This window comes from Ferrimonas senticii DSM 18821 (assembly GCF_000422665.1).
GTDB lineage: Bacteria > Pseudomonadota > Gammaproteobacteria > Enterobacterales > Shewanellaceae > Ferrimonas > Ferrimonas senticii.
In genome coordinates this window covers 199092-213666 of record NZ_KE383899.1, presented here as the reverse complement: position 1 = coordinate 213666, position 14575 = coordinate 199092, and the positions used below count along the sequence as shown (strand labels likewise).

11 protein-coding genes, 1 other RNA gene and 2 pseudogenes are annotated in these 14575 nt (G+C 54.6%); 7 read left to right on the top strand and 7 right to left on the bottom strand.

Annotated features, from left to right (window positions below):
* Positions 1 to 11: 11 nt before the first annotated feature.
* Both G506_RS0116105 and thpR read right to left on the bottom strand, forming a co-directional pair.
* Positions 12 to 293: a hypothetical protein gene (locus tag G506_RS0116105; protein ID WP_028117768.1), complete on the bottom strand. Its 282-nt coding sequence runs from the start codon at positions 291 to 293 to the stop codon at positions 12 to 14.
* The gene (gene thpR, locus G506_RS19980; RefSeq protein ID WP_051202201.1) at positions 286 to 801 is read right to left on the bottom strand and encodes an RNA 2',3'-cyclic phosphodiesterase; all 516 of its coding nucleotides are present in this window, start codon (positions 799 to 801) and stop codon (positions 286 to 288) included. Before thpR ends, G506_RS0116105 begins: the two co-directional genes overlap by 8 nt.
* Before the next feature lie 68 nt (positions 802 to 869).
* On the opposite strand from thpR, the gene hrpB reads away from it, so the two are divergent.
* The gene (gene hrpB, locus G506_RS0116095; RefSeq protein WP_028117767.1) at positions 870 to 3347 is read left to right on the top strand and encodes an ATP-dependent helicase HrpB; all 2478 of its coding nucleotides are present in this window, start codon (positions 870 to 872) and stop codon (positions 3345 to 3347) included.
* 555 nt (positions 3348 to 3902) lie between these two features.
* Here hrpB and G506_RS0116080 read toward each other — a convergent pair.
* Complete coding sequence (locus G506_RS0116080) at positions 3903 to 4286, bottom strand: hypothetical protein (protein ID WP_156904925.1); 384 nt, start codon at positions 4284 to 4286, stop codon at positions 3903 to 3905.
* Between the two features lie 220 nt (positions 4287 to 4506).
* Here G506_RS0116080 and G506_RS21175 point away from each other — a divergent pair.
* The 5 genes and pseudogenes from G506_RS21175 to G506_RS0116050 form a co-directional block, all read left to right on the top strand.
* A pseudogene (locus G506_RS21175) lies at positions 4507 to 4713 on the top strand (transposase); the annotation flags it as partial.
* A gap of 334 nt (positions 4714 to 5047) precedes the next feature.
* Positions 5048 to 5248 (top strand): annotated as a pseudogene (locus G506_RS0116070) (ATP-dependent helicase C-terminal domain-containing protein); the annotation flags it as partial.
* Between the two features lie 53 nt (positions 5249 to 5301).
* Positions 5302 to 7728: a penicillin-binding protein 1B gene (gene mrcB, locus G506_RS19975; protein ID WP_084631512.1), complete on the top strand. Its 2427-nt coding sequence runs from the start codon at positions 5302 to 5304 to the stop codon at positions 7726 to 7728.
* A gap of 277 nt (positions 7729 to 8005) precedes the next feature.
* Positions 8006 to 8284, top strand: coding sequence for a YihD family protein (locus G506_RS0116055; protein ID WP_028117763.1), 279 nt, complete (start codon positions 8006 to 8008; stop codon positions 8282 to 8284).
* A gap of 99 nt (positions 8285 to 8383) precedes the next feature.
* Positions 8384 to 9205 carry a DUF2797 domain-containing protein gene (locus G506_RS0116050; RefSeq protein WP_156904931.1) on the top strand — a complete coding sequence of 274 codons (822 nt, stop codon included), beginning with the start codon at positions 8384 to 8386 and terminating at the stop codon, positions 9203 to 9205.
* Between the two features lie 698 nt (positions 9206 to 9903).
* Here G506_RS0116050 and G506_RS0116040 read toward each other — a convergent pair.
* The 4 genes from G506_RS0116040 to G506_RS0116030 form a co-directional block, all read right to left on the bottom strand.
* On the bottom strand, positions 9904 to 10509 hold the full coding sequence (locus G506_RS0116040; RefSeq protein WP_028117760.1) for a 5-formyltetrahydrofolate cyclo-ligase: 606 nt from the start codon (positions 10507 to 10509) through the stop codon (positions 9904 to 9906).
* Positions 10510 to 10557: 48 nt separating this feature from the next.
* Complete coding sequence (locus G506_RS0116035; protein WP_028117759.1) at positions 10558 to 13053, bottom strand: bifunctional diguanylate cyclase/phosphodiesterase; 2496 nt, start codon at positions 13051 to 13053, stop codon at positions 10558 to 10560.
* 270 nt (positions 13054 to 13323) lie between these two features.
* Positions 13324 to 13504, bottom strand: a non-coding RNA gene (gene ssrS, locus G506_RS20755) — 6S RNA.
* A 50-nt stretch (positions 13505 to 13554) separates the two neighbouring features.
* Positions 13555 to 13893, bottom strand: coding sequence for a cell division protein ZapA (locus G506_RS0116030; protein WP_028117758.1), 339 nt, complete (start codon positions 13891 to 13893; stop codon positions 13555 to 13557).
* A 109-nt stretch (positions 13894 to 14002) separates the two neighbouring features.
* Between G506_RS0116030 and G506_RS0116025 the strand changes: the two genes are divergently transcribed.
* Positions 14003 to 14572, top strand: coding sequence for a UPF0149 family protein (locus tag G506_RS0116025; RefSeq protein ID WP_028117757.1), 570 nt, complete (start codon positions 14003 to 14005; stop codon positions 14570 to 14572).
* Positions 14573 to 14575: the final 3 nt, after the last annotated feature.

The window sequence follows — 14575 nt, the reverse complement described above, 5'->3', positions numbered from 1 at the left end:
GTGACCGAGAGTTATTCGTCCTCGGTCTTATCATGGGCGGCGCGGCAGTAGTGCAGCGCCCCCATTACCACATTGATCCCCAGCACCAGCGGCGCCCAGCTCAGCAGAAACTCCCCCAAAGTGCGCCACTGTACTTTGCCATCCGCGAGATAAACCCCAGTCGGCGCCGTCAGCAGTTCGTAGATGGTCAGCAGGGTTAGCATCGCCAGCCCCAACAGTAAGCCGAATTTGGCACCCAGCCACAGTCGTGCCCCCAGTTTTTGCAGGGGCCGAGGGTGGTGTTGTTCAGTCATGGCAGTACCAGCGTTTGATTGGTTGATAGATAACCCCATCTGGGGTGTGTTCCGACAGCATCAGCTGTACCTCTTGATAATCGACGGTCAGCGGCGCCAGCGCGGTTGCTGGCGGTGGCTGGCCAGCATGACGGAACAAGGTGATGTGCGGCCGAAAACCATGATGGCTGTGGTGCAAACCGTGCTGCTGCGCATCCCGCTGCAAGGCGCCCGCCAGCTGATACAGTGGCGCTGGGCAGGTATTGGCGGTTAGCGCCAGCACTTGCGCCTTGGGCCACAGTTGCAACTGATTAAACTGCAATTGTCCTTTCGGCAGCGCCAACGATTGCCAGCGTGTCAGCAACTGCTGTTGGCTGCTGGCGTTGACATTGCCTAAAAACGCCAAGGTGATGTGAAAGTTGTTGGCGCGTACTGGCTTGCCCATCCCCTCAAACTGGGTTTGCAAACGCAGCAGCGGGAAGTGCTGACTGCGGGGAATGGGTATGGCAAAGAACAGTCGATTGGCCATGGGCGTCCTAACTTGGGTTGCTATCGGGTAGACTGGCGTCTTTGTTTGTCCCCCAATTGAGCTTCACCGTGTCGAGATTGCCCATCGAGGATCTGTTTGCGCCGATCCGCGCCGCCTTAGCGAATCATAATCAGCTTATTCTACAAGCCCCTACCGGTGCCGGTAAATCCACAGCGTTGCCGCTGGAGCTCAGCCACTGGGATGAGCTCGACGGCAAGATCCTGTTGTTGGAGCCACGGCGGTTAGCAGCAAGAATGATCGCTCGCCGGTTGGCGCAGGCTTTAGGTGAACCAGTTGGCCACACCATCGGCTTGCGGGTGCGTGGCGAATCGCAGGTATCGAAGCACACCAAACTGGAGGTGATCACCGAAGGGGTGTTGACTCGGCTTATCCAAAGCGATCCAGAACTGACTGGGGTAGCGATGGTGCTGTTTGATGAGGTTCACGAACGGCATCTGGCTACCGATTTGGCGCTAGCGCTGACCTTGGAAGTGCAGGCGGGTTTGCGGGATGACCTAGCGATCATGCTGATGTCGGCCACCTTGGAGGGTCAACCGCTGCAGGCGCTGCTGCCGGACGCCAAACTGCTGGTTAGCGAAGGCCGCAGTTTCCCCGTTACCGTTGAATACCAACCGCCCGTCAGCGGCGCGCCGTGGCTTGAGGCGTTGGTCAGTCAGGTGCGGCGACAACTGAGCCAGCGTGATGGCAACCTGTTGGTGTTTTTGCCGGGCATTGCCGAAATTCGCCGTGCCGAAGCGCAACTGCGTGAATCATTGCCCGCCGATGTGCTGCTGTGTCCGCTCTATGGCCAGTTATCCAGCCAAGCGCAGGATCAAGCGGTGCAACCGCCGCCGAGCGGCCTGCGCAAGGTGGTACTGGCCACCAACATCGCTGAATCGTCGCTGACCATTGAGGGGATCTCGGTGGTGATCGATTCTGGCTGGCAACGCCGTGCCTCACTGAACTTGCGCAGCGGCCAATCCCGCTTAGAAACCGTGCGGATCAGCAAAGCCAATGCCGCCCAGCGTGCCGGTCGTGCCGGTCGTCTGATGGCCGGCCATTGCGTGCGGCTGTGGAGCGAAGCGATGCAGCAGGGCTTGGCCGACAGCGACAGTGCCGAGATCAGCCGCGCCGATCTGACCTCGCTGCAACTGGAATTGGCCGCCTGGGGCAGCAGCGCCGATGAACTGCAGTGGTTAACCGTGCCTCCGGCCGCGGCGTTGGCGCGGGCGGATCTGCTGCTAACGCAACTGGGGTTAATCCACAATCGGCAACTGACCGCGCTGGGACGGCAGGTGCAACAACTTGGTGCCGATCCACGACTTGGGGTGATGCTGTGTAAGGCTGCCGAACTGGAAGCCAACGGCGATGGCAACGGCTTGCTGGCGTTGGCGGCGATCCTAGCGGCGACCATCGAAGAGGGCGATCCGCTGCGTGGTCGTGATGTCGGTGCCGATATTGGCCGTCGCATCGAAGCGGCACAAACAGGCCGTCATCGACAACTGGCGCAAAAGTGGCGACAGCAGTTGGCTGCGCAGCTGGGTGGTAAATTTAGTGACCGTCCTGGCCATCACAGTGACGCCGGTTTGCTATTGGCGCTGGCCTATCCGGATCGCATCGGCTTGTGCCGCGACAATGGCCTACGTTACCAACTGGCCAACGGCACAGGCGCCACCTTAGCGGAGGGCGATGCCTTGATTGGTCAACCGCTGTTGGCGGTGGCCAGCCTTAATGAGCGTGAAGGGCGCAGCGACGGCATCATTCATTTGGCGGCACAAATCGAGCTGAGCCAGCTGCAAGCGCTGTTGCCACAACGGTTTGATGAAGTGCGTCATGTCGAATTTGACCGTCAAAGCGGTGGTCTTAAAGCGGAACTGCAAACTCGTCTAGGGGCACTGGTGGTGGCGCGTAAGCGCCTGACCGATCTGACTGCGGCCGACAAACAGCAGGCGCTGCTTAATGAAGTATCTCGCCGCGGTCTGGAACTGCTGCCGTGGACCGAGCGCTGCCATAACCTCTGTCGCCGAGTGGCGCTGGCGGCGCGGTTTATCGACGAACGGCAGTGGCCGGATCTTTCGGAAGACGCGTTACTACAGAATCTAGAGCAGTGGTTGGCACCTTATCTGGCGGGGATGGGCAAACTCAGCGAACTGAGCAAGCTGGATCTCTACACGCTGTTGCTTAACCAAGTGGACTACTCGGATCAGGCGCTTTTGGCGCAAGAGCTGCCGGAATCGCTGACGGTGCCGACCGGTTCCAATTTGACCCTCGATTATCATGCCGACGGCGTTAAATTGGCAGTGCGAGTGCAGGAGATCTATGGCCAAAGCGACACGCCAAGATTGGCGCGTGGGCGTTTGCCAGTGACCTTAGAACTGCTGTCACCGGCGCGGCGACCGCTGCAAATTACCGAAGATCTGGCTGGATTCTGGGCCGGTTCTTGGAATGAGGTGAAAAAAGAGATGCGAGGGCGGTATCCTAAGCACCTTTGGCCGGACGATCCGGCCAACACCTTACCGACCACGCGGACGAAGAAATACAGTTAATGGCCAAACCAGCAACGCCCTCGAAAGGAAAATCGACCACCACTCGCAAAACGGCCGCCAAACCCGTAACCAAGCCGAAAGCCAAGCCTCGGGCTAAACGCCCAAGCAAACCAACCGGTGGTGGTTGGCTAAAGCGACTGTGGCAGTGGTCGTGGAAATAGCCGCTTTGTGCTCAACGCTCTTCAGCAACATCCGCTGAAAGCGAGCAAGCAAACTAAGGTGCAAATAGCTTAGTTGAGCGATTAAATCAGATGATGGATTTTCTTTGGATAATTGGATTTAACAAAGTTCAATCCCGGCCTGCTCTGGGACTAGGTATGCCTGTTCGCCAGGAGGTTCGGCTAACCATGGGAAAGCCCACAGGCTTAGCGTTCTGATAATTAATTGATCATCAACCCCTGCCAGTATGCATAAACGAGTGTTGCGTTTCGATGTTGAACTTGCGGACAACGATCTATTCAATATTGAAATGAAGAAAATAGTCAGGATTGACAAGGTTTATACTCATCAGTTAAGCCATTAGTCACAGTTGAGCGCATACCAGAACGTCTTCGATTAATGACCTTTATCAAAAATGTTTTTTGAGTTCAGTCTAAGCAGCACTTTTATTACAATGCTGTCTAACATAACAAAATTAGCAACAATCCAATAATCTATAACTCCTAAATAGCCTTGAATTTCCAACCTAAATAATAGGAAACATCCCGTCATAAAAAGCGTCATGGATAAAAATACATACAAAGACCATCTTCTATTTTTGTAGATGCCCCAAATCACAGCGATACAAAAAATCAAAACAACAGAAAAAAATGGCAATCTACTTCCGTTAGCGGTTTCATTGTTAGTGAAGTGGACTAGTTCTCCCCACATCTGATAAACAGATGCTAGTGATAACATTAAGCAACCAACTGCTATTGAAACAATAGTTGATAATTTCATTTTAAATTAGGGAGAGTTGCCTCTCCCTACTCACGATTATTTTTGCGAATAAATCGCAATTAAACCACTACCAATTGCTCCTGACCCAGCTCCGATGGCCAAAGAAGAAGCAACGCCGCTAGCGGTTATTGATACACTCTTAAAAAGTAAGGGGGCCAAAAAGGCAAGGCCACCATTTACTTCTCCAATTTCATTTTTAGTTAGCTCTTTCATCACAAATCTTGATGTGACCTTTGGTGAAGATGCTTGCCAAATTTATCGAGAAAATGCGGCGGAAAACGTTGCTTGTCTTCGCCACATGGCGCTGAACATGCTGCGCGCTGAAACCACCAAGATCAGCATGCCGATGAAGCAGAAGCGCTGCATGATGACTACGGGCTTTCTAGAGGGGGTCCTTTTCGCTGGATTTGCATCAATGGTGAATTAATGCACATTCATGCGGACGCCCTGCACATAAACTCCGATAACTTTTCTTGGGATTTTACATGCCTGCAACATTCAATCAAAAATCAGGCGGAATGATTTAACTGACCTCCAGTATGAACAAATGCGTGAGTTGCCGACGAAATGGCCAGCTCCTGCACCTTGAGCGGCTTGTTTTTCCTTTCAGGGCTCAGATGAACAACATTACCAATCGCGCGTGAGAAATTCCTGCATACAAGACAGGTCAATATCTTGCACGAGAAAGTATAACTTTCTGAGAGGCGTGACGGCGCAAAGACAGTAAATGCGATGGAAGTGGGGGCTATTCAGACGGCGTTAAATTGGCAGTGCGAGTGCAGGAGATCTATGGGCAAAGCGACACCCCAAGATTGGCGCGTGGGCGTTTGCCAGTGACCTTAGAACTGCTGTCACCGGCGCGGCGATCGCTGCAAATTACCGAAGATCTGGCTGGATTCTGGGCCGGTTCTTGGAATGAGGTGAAAAAAGAGATGCGAGGGCGTTATCCTAAGCACCTTTAGCCGGACGATCCGGCCAACACCTTACCGACCAAACGGACAAAGAAATACAGTTAATGGCCAAACCAGCAACACCCTCGAAAGGAAAATCGACCACCACCCGCAAAACGGCCGCCAAAACCGCGACTAAGGCGACGGCCAAGCCTCGGGCTAAACGCTCAAGCAAACCAACCGGTGGTGGTTGGCTGCAGCGACTGTGGCAGTGGTCGTGGAAGTTGGCGCTGGCGGGGATCAGTGTGCTGTTCGTCTATGGCATCTATCTGGATGGGCAGATCGCCCAAAAGTTCTCCGGCCAGCGTTGGCACCTGCCAGCGCAGATCTTTGCCAGACCGATGAGCCTCTATCCCAGCGCGGCCATTACCCATAACCAACTTAAGCAAGAGTTGGCGCTGCTGGGCTACCGCAATACCGGTCGCGCCGCCGCTGAGGGCGAGTTTGCGGTATCGAAAACTCGAATTGAGATCTTCCGCCGCCCGTTTGATGGCCCCAATGGCTATGAAACCGCGCTCAAGGTGTTGGTGCATTTTGAGGACAACCGCGTTGCCCGCATTAGCCGTAGCGAAGATGGCCGCGAACTGGGCTTTGTCCAGTTAGAGCCGCTGCTGCTGGATCGGATCCTCTCCGGCGAGCGCGAAGATCGGGTGTTTGTACCGCGCACCGACATTCCAGAATCGTTGGTCGATGCGCTGCTGCGCACCGAGGATAAAGATTTCTATCACCACCACGGGGTATCAATTACGGGGATCGCCCGTGCCGCGCTGGCCAATGTTAAAGCGGGTCGTACCGTTCAGGGCGGTTCGACCTTGACTCAACAGTTGGTGAAGAACTTCTTCTTAACCCGTGACCGGACCTTGCTACGCAAAGTTAACGAAGCGCTGATGGCGCTGATCATCGATGCCCGTTACGACAAAGACACCATCTTGGAAGCCTATCTGAATGAGGTCTACCTTGGCCAAGATGGTGCCGTGGCGGTGCATGGAGTTGGGTTAGCCTCGTGGCACTATTTTGGCCGACCGTTGGCGGAGCTCGACTTAGCCCAGCAAGCGCTGTTGGTGGCGATCCTAAAAGGGCCGAGCTACTACAACCCGTGGCGCTACCCTGACCGCACCCAAGCGCGGCGGGATCTGATCTTGAAGATGCTGATGGAGCAGGGCGATATCAGCGCTAAGGATTACAATCGTTTGGCTTCCAGTTCATTGGGGCTTAAAGATCCCAACTGGCGCCAACGCCATAAGATCCCGGCGTTTCGCGCGATGATGCAGCGCGAGCTGAATGACCGCTTTGGCGAGCAAACCCTTGAGCAATCAGGCTTGAAGATCTACACCACCCTAGACCCATTAGCGCAGCAAGCGGCGGAGCTGGCGGTGCACGATGGCATCGACGCGCTGACCAAACAGCGCAAGGATGACCAGCTGCAGGCGGCGATGGTGGTGGTGGATCGTTATCACGGCGGCGTGTTGGCGCTGGTGGGTGATCGCGATCCTGGCTACAAGGGCTTTAACCGCGCGCTGGATGCGCAGCGACCGATCGGCTCGTTGGCCAAACCGCTGCTGTACCTAACCGCGTTAGAGCAGCCGCAGCAGTACCACCTGATGACATCGTTGACCGATCAGCCAATTAGCCTGAAGTCCGCCGATGGTCAGCGTTGGAATCCGCAAAACGTTGATAAACAGTACCGTGGTCAAGTGTCGCTGCAGCAATCATTGGTGCAATCGTTGAATGTGCCAACGGTTAATCTGGGGATGGCGCTGGGGCAAGAGGCCTTTAACGACACCTTGCGCAAAGCGGGGTGGACTGGTGCGCCGACCCGTAATCCTTCGGCATTTTTAGGAGCGATTGACGCCAGCCCTTATCAGGTGGCGCAGCTGTATCAAACCTTGGCCGACGGTGGTCGTTACCGACCGCTGTACAGCATCGGTCATATTACCGACAGCGACGGCAATCGCTTGGTGGAGCAGCAGCCATCCTCGCAACAGGTGCTCGGTGCCAACGCCACTTGGCTGACCAACTACCTGATGACCCAAGTGGTGCAATCCGGTACCGCCAAGAAGTTGGGGGCGCAATACCCGGCGATGCAACTGGCCGGTAAAACTGGCACCACCAGCGATGGCCGTGATGCTTGGTACGCCGGTTTTGACGATCGCGATGTGGTGATCACCTGGGTTGGCCGCGATGACAACAGTGCCGCGAATCTGTATGGCAGTTCGGCAGCGTTGCCGCTGTATCAGCGCTACTTGCAAAAGCGTGAGCCGCTGTCACTGGTGATGGTGCGGCCACATCAGGTGATTGACGGCTACTTCGCTGGTAACGGCCAATCGGTCGGTAAGCGTTGCCGCGGTGCCTTGCAGGTGCCAGTGGACAGCCGCAGTTGGCAACAGACTCGCAGCTGCGATGGCATCAGCGAACATGCCGAAGCCAATCCGCAAACACCAGATAACGGCGATGACCAACGCAATTGGCTCGAGCGGTTGTTGGGGATTTAAGCTAGTTGTCAGTTGTCAGTTGTCAGTTGTCAGTTGTCAGTTGTCAGTTGTCAGTTGTCAGTTGCCAGTGGTTATTGGTTGGTGGTTCGCTTGAAGTGCAGTCGTCGGCGCATCAATAATCCGTTGATTAATCCGCCGTTGACGACCGTTTTGTTCGATAGTCGCAATCGCTTAGCAGTGGCAAAATAACCTTATAGGTTGTCGGGCTAAGTCGCGATAATCAGGTCATCGCTAGCGGACCTTGTTTTGGTCCGATACACAGTAATGAGGAATCACCATGTCTTGTCACCGTATTGATGAACTGTTGGAACTGCTGGAGCCAGTATGGCAAGCCAACCAAGAGCTAAACTTGGCGCAGATGCTGGTTAAATTGGCCGGTGAAGCAGGCTTTGCAGGCCCGCTGGAAGAGTTGACTGACGACGTGTTGATCTACCACCTGAAGATGAAAGAGACCGGCGAAGGCAAGATGATCCCGGGTATCGCTAAGGATTACGTTGAAGACTACGACTGGAAGAGCGCCATTTTAAAGGCTCGTGGTATTGATCCAAACGAGTGAGCTAACCGGTTCGTGAGTTTCTAGCTCAGCACAACGCCGCTGCAATCGCCGCGGCGTTGTCGTATTCTGGCGCCACGGATTTTTATCATGGACAGCGAAATGCAGGGCAACCTTCGCAAAATGGCGGTGAATTTAACCGCCGATAATCAAGCGCAATATCAACTGCGACTGGGCGAGCAACTGCTGCCACTAAACGATTACATCGGCAAGCCGATGGCGCTGATCTACACCGGCACCATCAACTGTGTGGCTTGTGGTCGCAAGACCAACAAAAGCTACTCGCAGGGGCACTGCTTCCCATGCATGAAGAAGCTGGCCTCCTGCGACATGTGCATCATGAAGCCGGAAACCTGCCATTACCATCAAGGCACCTGCCGCGAACCGCAGTGGGGCGAAGCCAACTGCATGGTGCCGCACTACGTTTACCTAGCGAATACCTCTGGTTTGAAAGTGGGGATTACTCGCCACAGCCAGATCCCAACCCGTTGGCTCGACCAAGGTGCCACTGAAGCGATGCCGCTGCTGCGAGTCGCGACCCGGCAGATCTCAGGTCTGGTGGAAGTGGCCATCGCTAAGTACGTGGCCGATAAAACCAACTGGCGAGCAATGCTTAAAGGCGATGGCGCCAGCATCGATTTAGCCGCCGAGGGCGAACGCTTGCTGGCATTAGTTGCAGAGGAATTAGCCGAACTGCGGCAGCGCTTTGGTGACGACGCCATCGAAGTGTTGGATGCAGCCAAGCGCGCGCTGCTGTTTCCGGTCGAGCAATGGCCAACCAAGATTGCTTCACACAACTTTGATAAGAACCCAGAAGTTTCCGGGGTGCTGCAGGGGATCAAAGGCCAATATCTGCTGTTTGATACTGGGGTGATTAACCTGCGTAAATTCAGCGGTTACGAGGTGAGATTCGAAGCGCGGTGAGTGTTTTGGTTCGCTGCCTCCGATAGCGGTTATTGCGGCGGCAAAGATAACAGCGAGTTGATAGTAATTAGTTCGCAGTAAGTAGTAAGAGCGAGATTGTCGTTGGCGTAGCTAATGTCAGCGACGGTCAATTTACCCTTCATTTCGTAGCCGTTAGCCTCCGGCGGGCGAGGGCGTTGCCCTCTGCCCACCCTAGTGCCTCCAACACGGCGACAACCCTTCGCTCCTTGTGCTGCTCCTTTCGACACTGCGCTGATGCGCCATCCATGGCTTAGCAGCGACTTCGGCCATCCATGGCCTCCGGCCTCAATGTGCAGCACACCGCTCACCGCCGCGAGTCGGCCAAAGCCCGTTGGCGCAACCGTTGCCAGAAAGTCACTCCCTTTAATGCTTCTGATGACGGTGGTTATTGCGGCTCTAAGCCGACTTGTTGACGCCGAGTGAAACCGCATAGGTAGTGGCAAGCCGAGGGCAGGATGCCCGAGAGGCCCGTGAAGGCATGGATGCCGCCTCGGGCCGGTGCTGCCGCGAAGTGCGGTGAGAACGAGGGGCTCTCGTCAACCGTGGAGGCTAGGGGAATCCAATGGGGCAACGCCCCGTGGCCGCCAGAGGCAAAAGCTACGAAGTACAGCGGTGCTACAACAAGTCGAGACACTGACCTTCGAACCAACAATCCCGCGAACACGTTCGCGGAAAAACTAATGCCGATACGGCTGATGCACTTCCTGCTCAGTAGCGATGGCGTCCAGCGGCACATCCCACCACTGGTTTTCCAAACTGGTCACTTGTTGCTGGCGGTGTGCCAGCCCAATCAACGTCGGCCGCTGCGACACCGGCAGTGCGCCTATGGTGCGGTCGTAAAAGCCGCCGCCCATCCCTAAGCGATTACCATCGCCATCAAAACCCACCAGTGGCAACAAAATCAGATCCAGTTGGTACAGCGGCACCACTTGGCTTTTATCCAGTTTTGGTTCGAGAATACCAAAGCGGTTGGGGAGCAACTTCATTCCCGGTTGGTAGCGTTGAAACAGCAGTTGTTGGCGGGCAAAGGGGTGCAGCAGTGGCAGGGCGAGTTGTTTACCACGGGCGTGCAGGATTTCCGCCAGCAGATGCGGGTCGAGTTCGCCGTCGTTGGCCAGATACACCCCAATCTGGCTGGCGTGTTGCAGCAGTGAATGTTCGGGTAGATGACTGGCTAGGTTAATCGCCGCTTGGCGCTGTTGCTGCTGGCTAAGTTGCTGCCGGGCTCGACGCAATTGCTGCCGCAGTTGTTGGCGGCTGGTTAGGGCTGGTTGGTCGGTCATAGGTTGGCTTCCTACTTCCTAAAACAAGCCCTAAGTGTGCGCCGCTTGCTAGCCTTTGGCTACCTCTGCTTGCAACAAACTGGTTAGCTCGCCAATAGGCAATGGCTTGGCAAACAGATACCCTTGCAATAATTGGCAGCCGAGGCGGGTGAGCAAATGCTGTTGTTCAACGGTTTCGACCCCTTCGGCGACCACCTGCATCTGGCTGTACTGGGCCATAGCGATGATGGTCTTCGTTACATTAAGACTGTGCTGGTTACTCTGTATATCGCGCACGAAAGCCCGGTCAATCTTGATTTCGTCGATTGGCAGGCTGTGGATGTAGCGCAACGACGAGTAACCGGTGCCAAAATCATCCAGCGAGATCTGCAGTTGCAGCGCTTTTAAGCGGTGCAAGATAGTGCGAACCGCCTCGATATCCTCGATCACGATGTTTTCGGTCAACTCTAGGGTCAACTGTTGTGGCGGCAAGTTGCTGCTGGCGAGGATCTGCGCCACCTGTTCGACAAATTGCTCTTGTAGTAGCTGCATCGGTGAGATATTCACCGACAGTTGCAGTGGCGGCCGTTGTTGCTGTTGCCGTTGCTGATTCAACTGGTGGATCTGGCGGCACGCTTGTTCCAAGACATAATCGCCCAGCGGGTGAATATCACCGGTTCGCTCGGCTACGGCAATAAACTGATCCGGCGGCACCATGCCTACTCGGGGGTTATGCCAACGGCACAGCGCCTCCACCGCTTCGATCTGACCGCTGCGGCTGTCCACTTGTGGCTGGTAGTAGACCTCAATCTGCTGGCGCTGCAACGCCCACTGCACCTCTTGTTCTAACAACCGCTGCTCGCTGAATTTGGCGCTCAGTTGCTCATCAAAAAACAGTGCTTGGCCTTTGTGGTGCTTTTGCGCGTCCTGCAGCAGCAAGTCGGCTTTTGCCAGCAGATCATCGCTGTTTTCACCATCATCGGGGTAGATCGCCACCCCTGCGGTTAAGCCACTTTGGATATCGTGGCCATTGATCGCAATCGGTTGTTGCGCGCGCAGGCAAAAGCGCTGCAGCAACAATGGCAGTTGCGGACCGGGGTTTAAGATACTGATGACAAATTCGTCGCCACCATAGCGTCCAGCAACGCCGCTGTCTGCCAGCTGTTGCTTCAACAGACTGGCCAGATGCACCAACAGTTGATCGCCGACATCGTGGCCATAGTTGCTGTTGATCCGTTTAAAGTGATCGACATCCATGTAGATTAATGCCAGCCGCCGCTTACCGCGTTTGGCGTGCGCCAGTTGCTGCTCGAGCTCTTGGCGGATCCGCAGTCGGTTTGGTAAGCCGGTAAGATCGTCGTGTTCAGCCTGATGTTTAAGCTGATCTTTGTGTTGCGATAGTTGCTTTAGATCTTCATGGATTCGGGTTTGGTAGTGGCTAACTCGCCGCTGGATTGAATTGGCCAGTACGGTTGATGGCCACAACGCCAATAGGCTAACTAGCACAAACAGGACTGACAGTTGGGCAATCAACTGAAAATGCTGCTGGCGAGCAATCGTCAGATCGGCGGCAATTTTCTTATCCAATTGATATTTGAAGAAACCGGCGCCAATCCACCAATTCCAATGCGACGATCGCCGAATAAAACCAACCTTCTCATGAAGCTGACCCAGATGCTCAGCGCTGGTCATCTGATAATAGATAAATTTACCGTGGGAATTGATGCTGGCCAGGTCATGATTGCGCAGAATATCGCTAACGAAATCGGCCCGAAAACCAATCAGTTCGCGTTGCTTGTGCGCCAAAATGATGCCATTGCGATTTAGCACATAGGCGTAGCCGTCACTGTCAAAACGATGTTCGGTAAACCAGTTGAGCAGTCGCTGATGGATCTCCTGCTCCAAGTCCTCAACGTATTCGCCGGTGCCGATATACCAACCTAGCGGCTCAAAGATTTTGCCGTAGCCAAACTTTTCATGTTCGCCAGCACGACCTGGGCGTTCAAAGAACCAGCGATGGAAGGCGCCACCGTCTTTGGATTTTTTAATTAGATCAAGGTGTTCCCGCAGAAATTGGGTGCCATCGGCATCAACTCGGTTGAGCATCGGCTGACCTTCGGTGTGCGGCTGCAACGGATGCATCAGGGCGATGCCGTTTTGATCGAAAATAAAATAGTAACCGCGGCCATCATTAAAGCGGATTGGTCTCAGGGCAGCGGTGATCCGTTCGGTCAGTTGCTCGGCACTGGCATCAGGGTGAGCGCGGTAGATGCTGTCGGCAATGGCGCAGGCTTCGTCAACTTTGGCGCGCAGTCGCTGACGCAACTGTTGTCGATACAGAGCGTATTCGTACTCAATCTGGTTTATCGCCGAGTTGACCTGATAGCGCATCTGTTCTTTGTGCTGCTGCAGATGGGTATCACGGATAGTCCGTTCTAATTCAGCTAGGCGCAGGTTACTTTGGATAACCGCCGTTGGAATGGCGACGACCATGACGATCGCCAGCAAGATAAGAGGTACGAAACGGATGATTCGAATCGAATTGCGGTCGCTTAGCCAGCGCATTATCCAGTCGTCCTCTTAAAATAACCAATAGGGATTAAGCCGTAGCAATTACAGCATCTGACAGCAAAAAATCCTGTGAATGTGAGTCGCGATTGCTGCCATTGACGAAATAAATTCGTCTGCTCGTTTTTGGGAGGCGAGAGAGTACTGTCTTGTTTGCCAATTGGCTAGAGAATGTTGTGTTGCTGAGCGCTTTTTAACCCAAATGGCAAAAAGTTGTGATCGAGATAAAAAATCGGAAGGGGTGGCGAGAAAGCCGAAAGAAAGGTGGTGCTCCCCGGGGTGCCGCTGCGACAGGTTGCCCTTGAATCCGAAAATTCAAGGCGGGTATTCAGTCGATGCTTTCGGCTTCTCGGTCGTGCCGAGCATGCACAGCCGCATCAGTTGAACACCCTGGGGTTAAAAGCATCGGCCAGGGACGTTTGAACGCTGGCGTACACTTCAGGGAGCCTGGTGAGTATAGAGAATCGCGTGGCGTTCCTCCTAACTCACGAGTTCATACTATGAAGCTTCGGGATCGGATTCAACCGCTTTTTGTGGGTTTGTGGTGCGCTCGCTTAAACGCTGCTCAATGGTGACTTGCAGCGCATTTAGACGGCGCTGCAGTTGTAATTGTTCTTCGCCCTGAGCTAAGCGCTGTTGGTCTTTTTCATGCAACAGGTTGAGTGCCACCATCACCGCCAGTTGTTCCATGCTGGCGTTGCCGGTGCGCTTTTTCATCTGATCGATGCGGTTGTGCAGCTCGGCGGCGATGGCGCGCAGTTGCTGCTGTTGATCAGGCGGGCAGGCCACGGTGTAGTTGCGACCAAAGACGGTGATTTCGGTGGTGTGCTGGCTCATGGGTATCGAATCGTTCGTTATTTTAAAGCTCGCAGCCGTCACTTGGTGGAGCCATTTAGGGGCTCATGATAGCATGCCTGCAACGTTAATCATTGGAACTTCCGCCATTATGAAAACCACTTCTGTGTTGCTACTTAGCAAGCTGCAAGCTGCCCTTGATAAAGACAAATTGGCGGTATTGCCGGCGGAGATCCACGGGGTCTTAACTGGCTTAGTCTGCGGTGGTGTGCCGCTGGAAAACAAACAATGGGTGCAGCCGATGCTGGAGCTGATCAACGACGGTGAAGCGCTGTCGTCAGAGCTGATGCCGCTGGTGGAAGAGCTGTACCAGCAGGTGGTGACCAGCTTGGTTGACCCAGACATGAGCTTCACGCCGATGCTGGCGGATGCCGATGACCCACTGAACGATCGTCTGGAAGCCTTTATCAACTGGGTACAGAGCTTCCTGACCGGTCTGGCGATGGTACAAACCTCGCTGGACAAAGCCTCTGATGAGGTTAAAGAGCTGATCCAAGACTTGACCGAATTCACCATGGTGGAGTTGGAAGTGGACGACAGCCCAGAAAACGAAGCCGGCTTTGATGCGTTGGTCGAGCACGCCCGCATCGGCGCTTGGGAGTGTCTGCGCGAGTTCCGCGGTCTGGATGACGGCGACGACGAGCCTGTGGTGCTGCACTAAACC

Bases quoted from the DNA above. Each gene is read 5' to 3' on its own strand.
- G506_RS0116080 (WP_156904925.1), bottom strand. From the start codon at position 4,286: ATGAAATTATCAACTATTGTTTCAATAGCAGTTGGTTGCTTAATGTTA.
- G506_RS0116050 (WP_156904931.1), top strand. From the start codon at position 8,384: ATGCAGGGCAACCTTCGCAAAATGGCGGTGAATTTAACCGCCGATAAT.
- G506_RS0116035 (WP_028117759.1), bottom strand. From the start codon at position 13,053: ATGCGCTGGCTAAGCGACCGCAATTCGATTCGAATCATCCGTTTCGTA.
- G506_RS0116030 (WP_028117758.1), bottom strand. From the start codon at position 13,893: ATGAGCCAGCACACCACCGAAATCACCGTCTTTGGTCGCAACTACACC.
- G506_RS0116105 (WP_028117768.1), bottom strand. From the start codon at position 293: ATGACTGAACAACACCACCCTCGGCCCCTGCAAAAACTGGGGGCACGA.
- G506_RS0116055 (WP_028117763.1), top strand. From the start codon at position 8,006: ATGTCTTGTCACCGTATTGATGAACTGTTGGAACTGCTGGAGCCAGTA.
- G506_RS0116025 (WP_028117757.1), top strand. From the start codon at position 14,003: ATGAAAACCACTTCTGTGTTGCTACTTAGCAAGCTGCAAGCTGCCCTT.
- thpR (WP_051202201.1), bottom strand. From the start codon at position 801: ATGGCCAATCGACTGTTCTTTGCCATACCCATTCCCCGCAGTCAGCAC.
- mrcB (WP_084631512.1), top strand. From the start codon at position 5,302: ATGGCCAAACCAGCAACACCCTCGAAAGGAAAATCGACCACCACCCGC.
- G506_RS0116040 (WP_028117760.1), bottom strand. From the start codon at position 10,509: ATGACCGACCAACCAGCCCTAACCAGCCGCCAACAACTGCGGCAGCAA.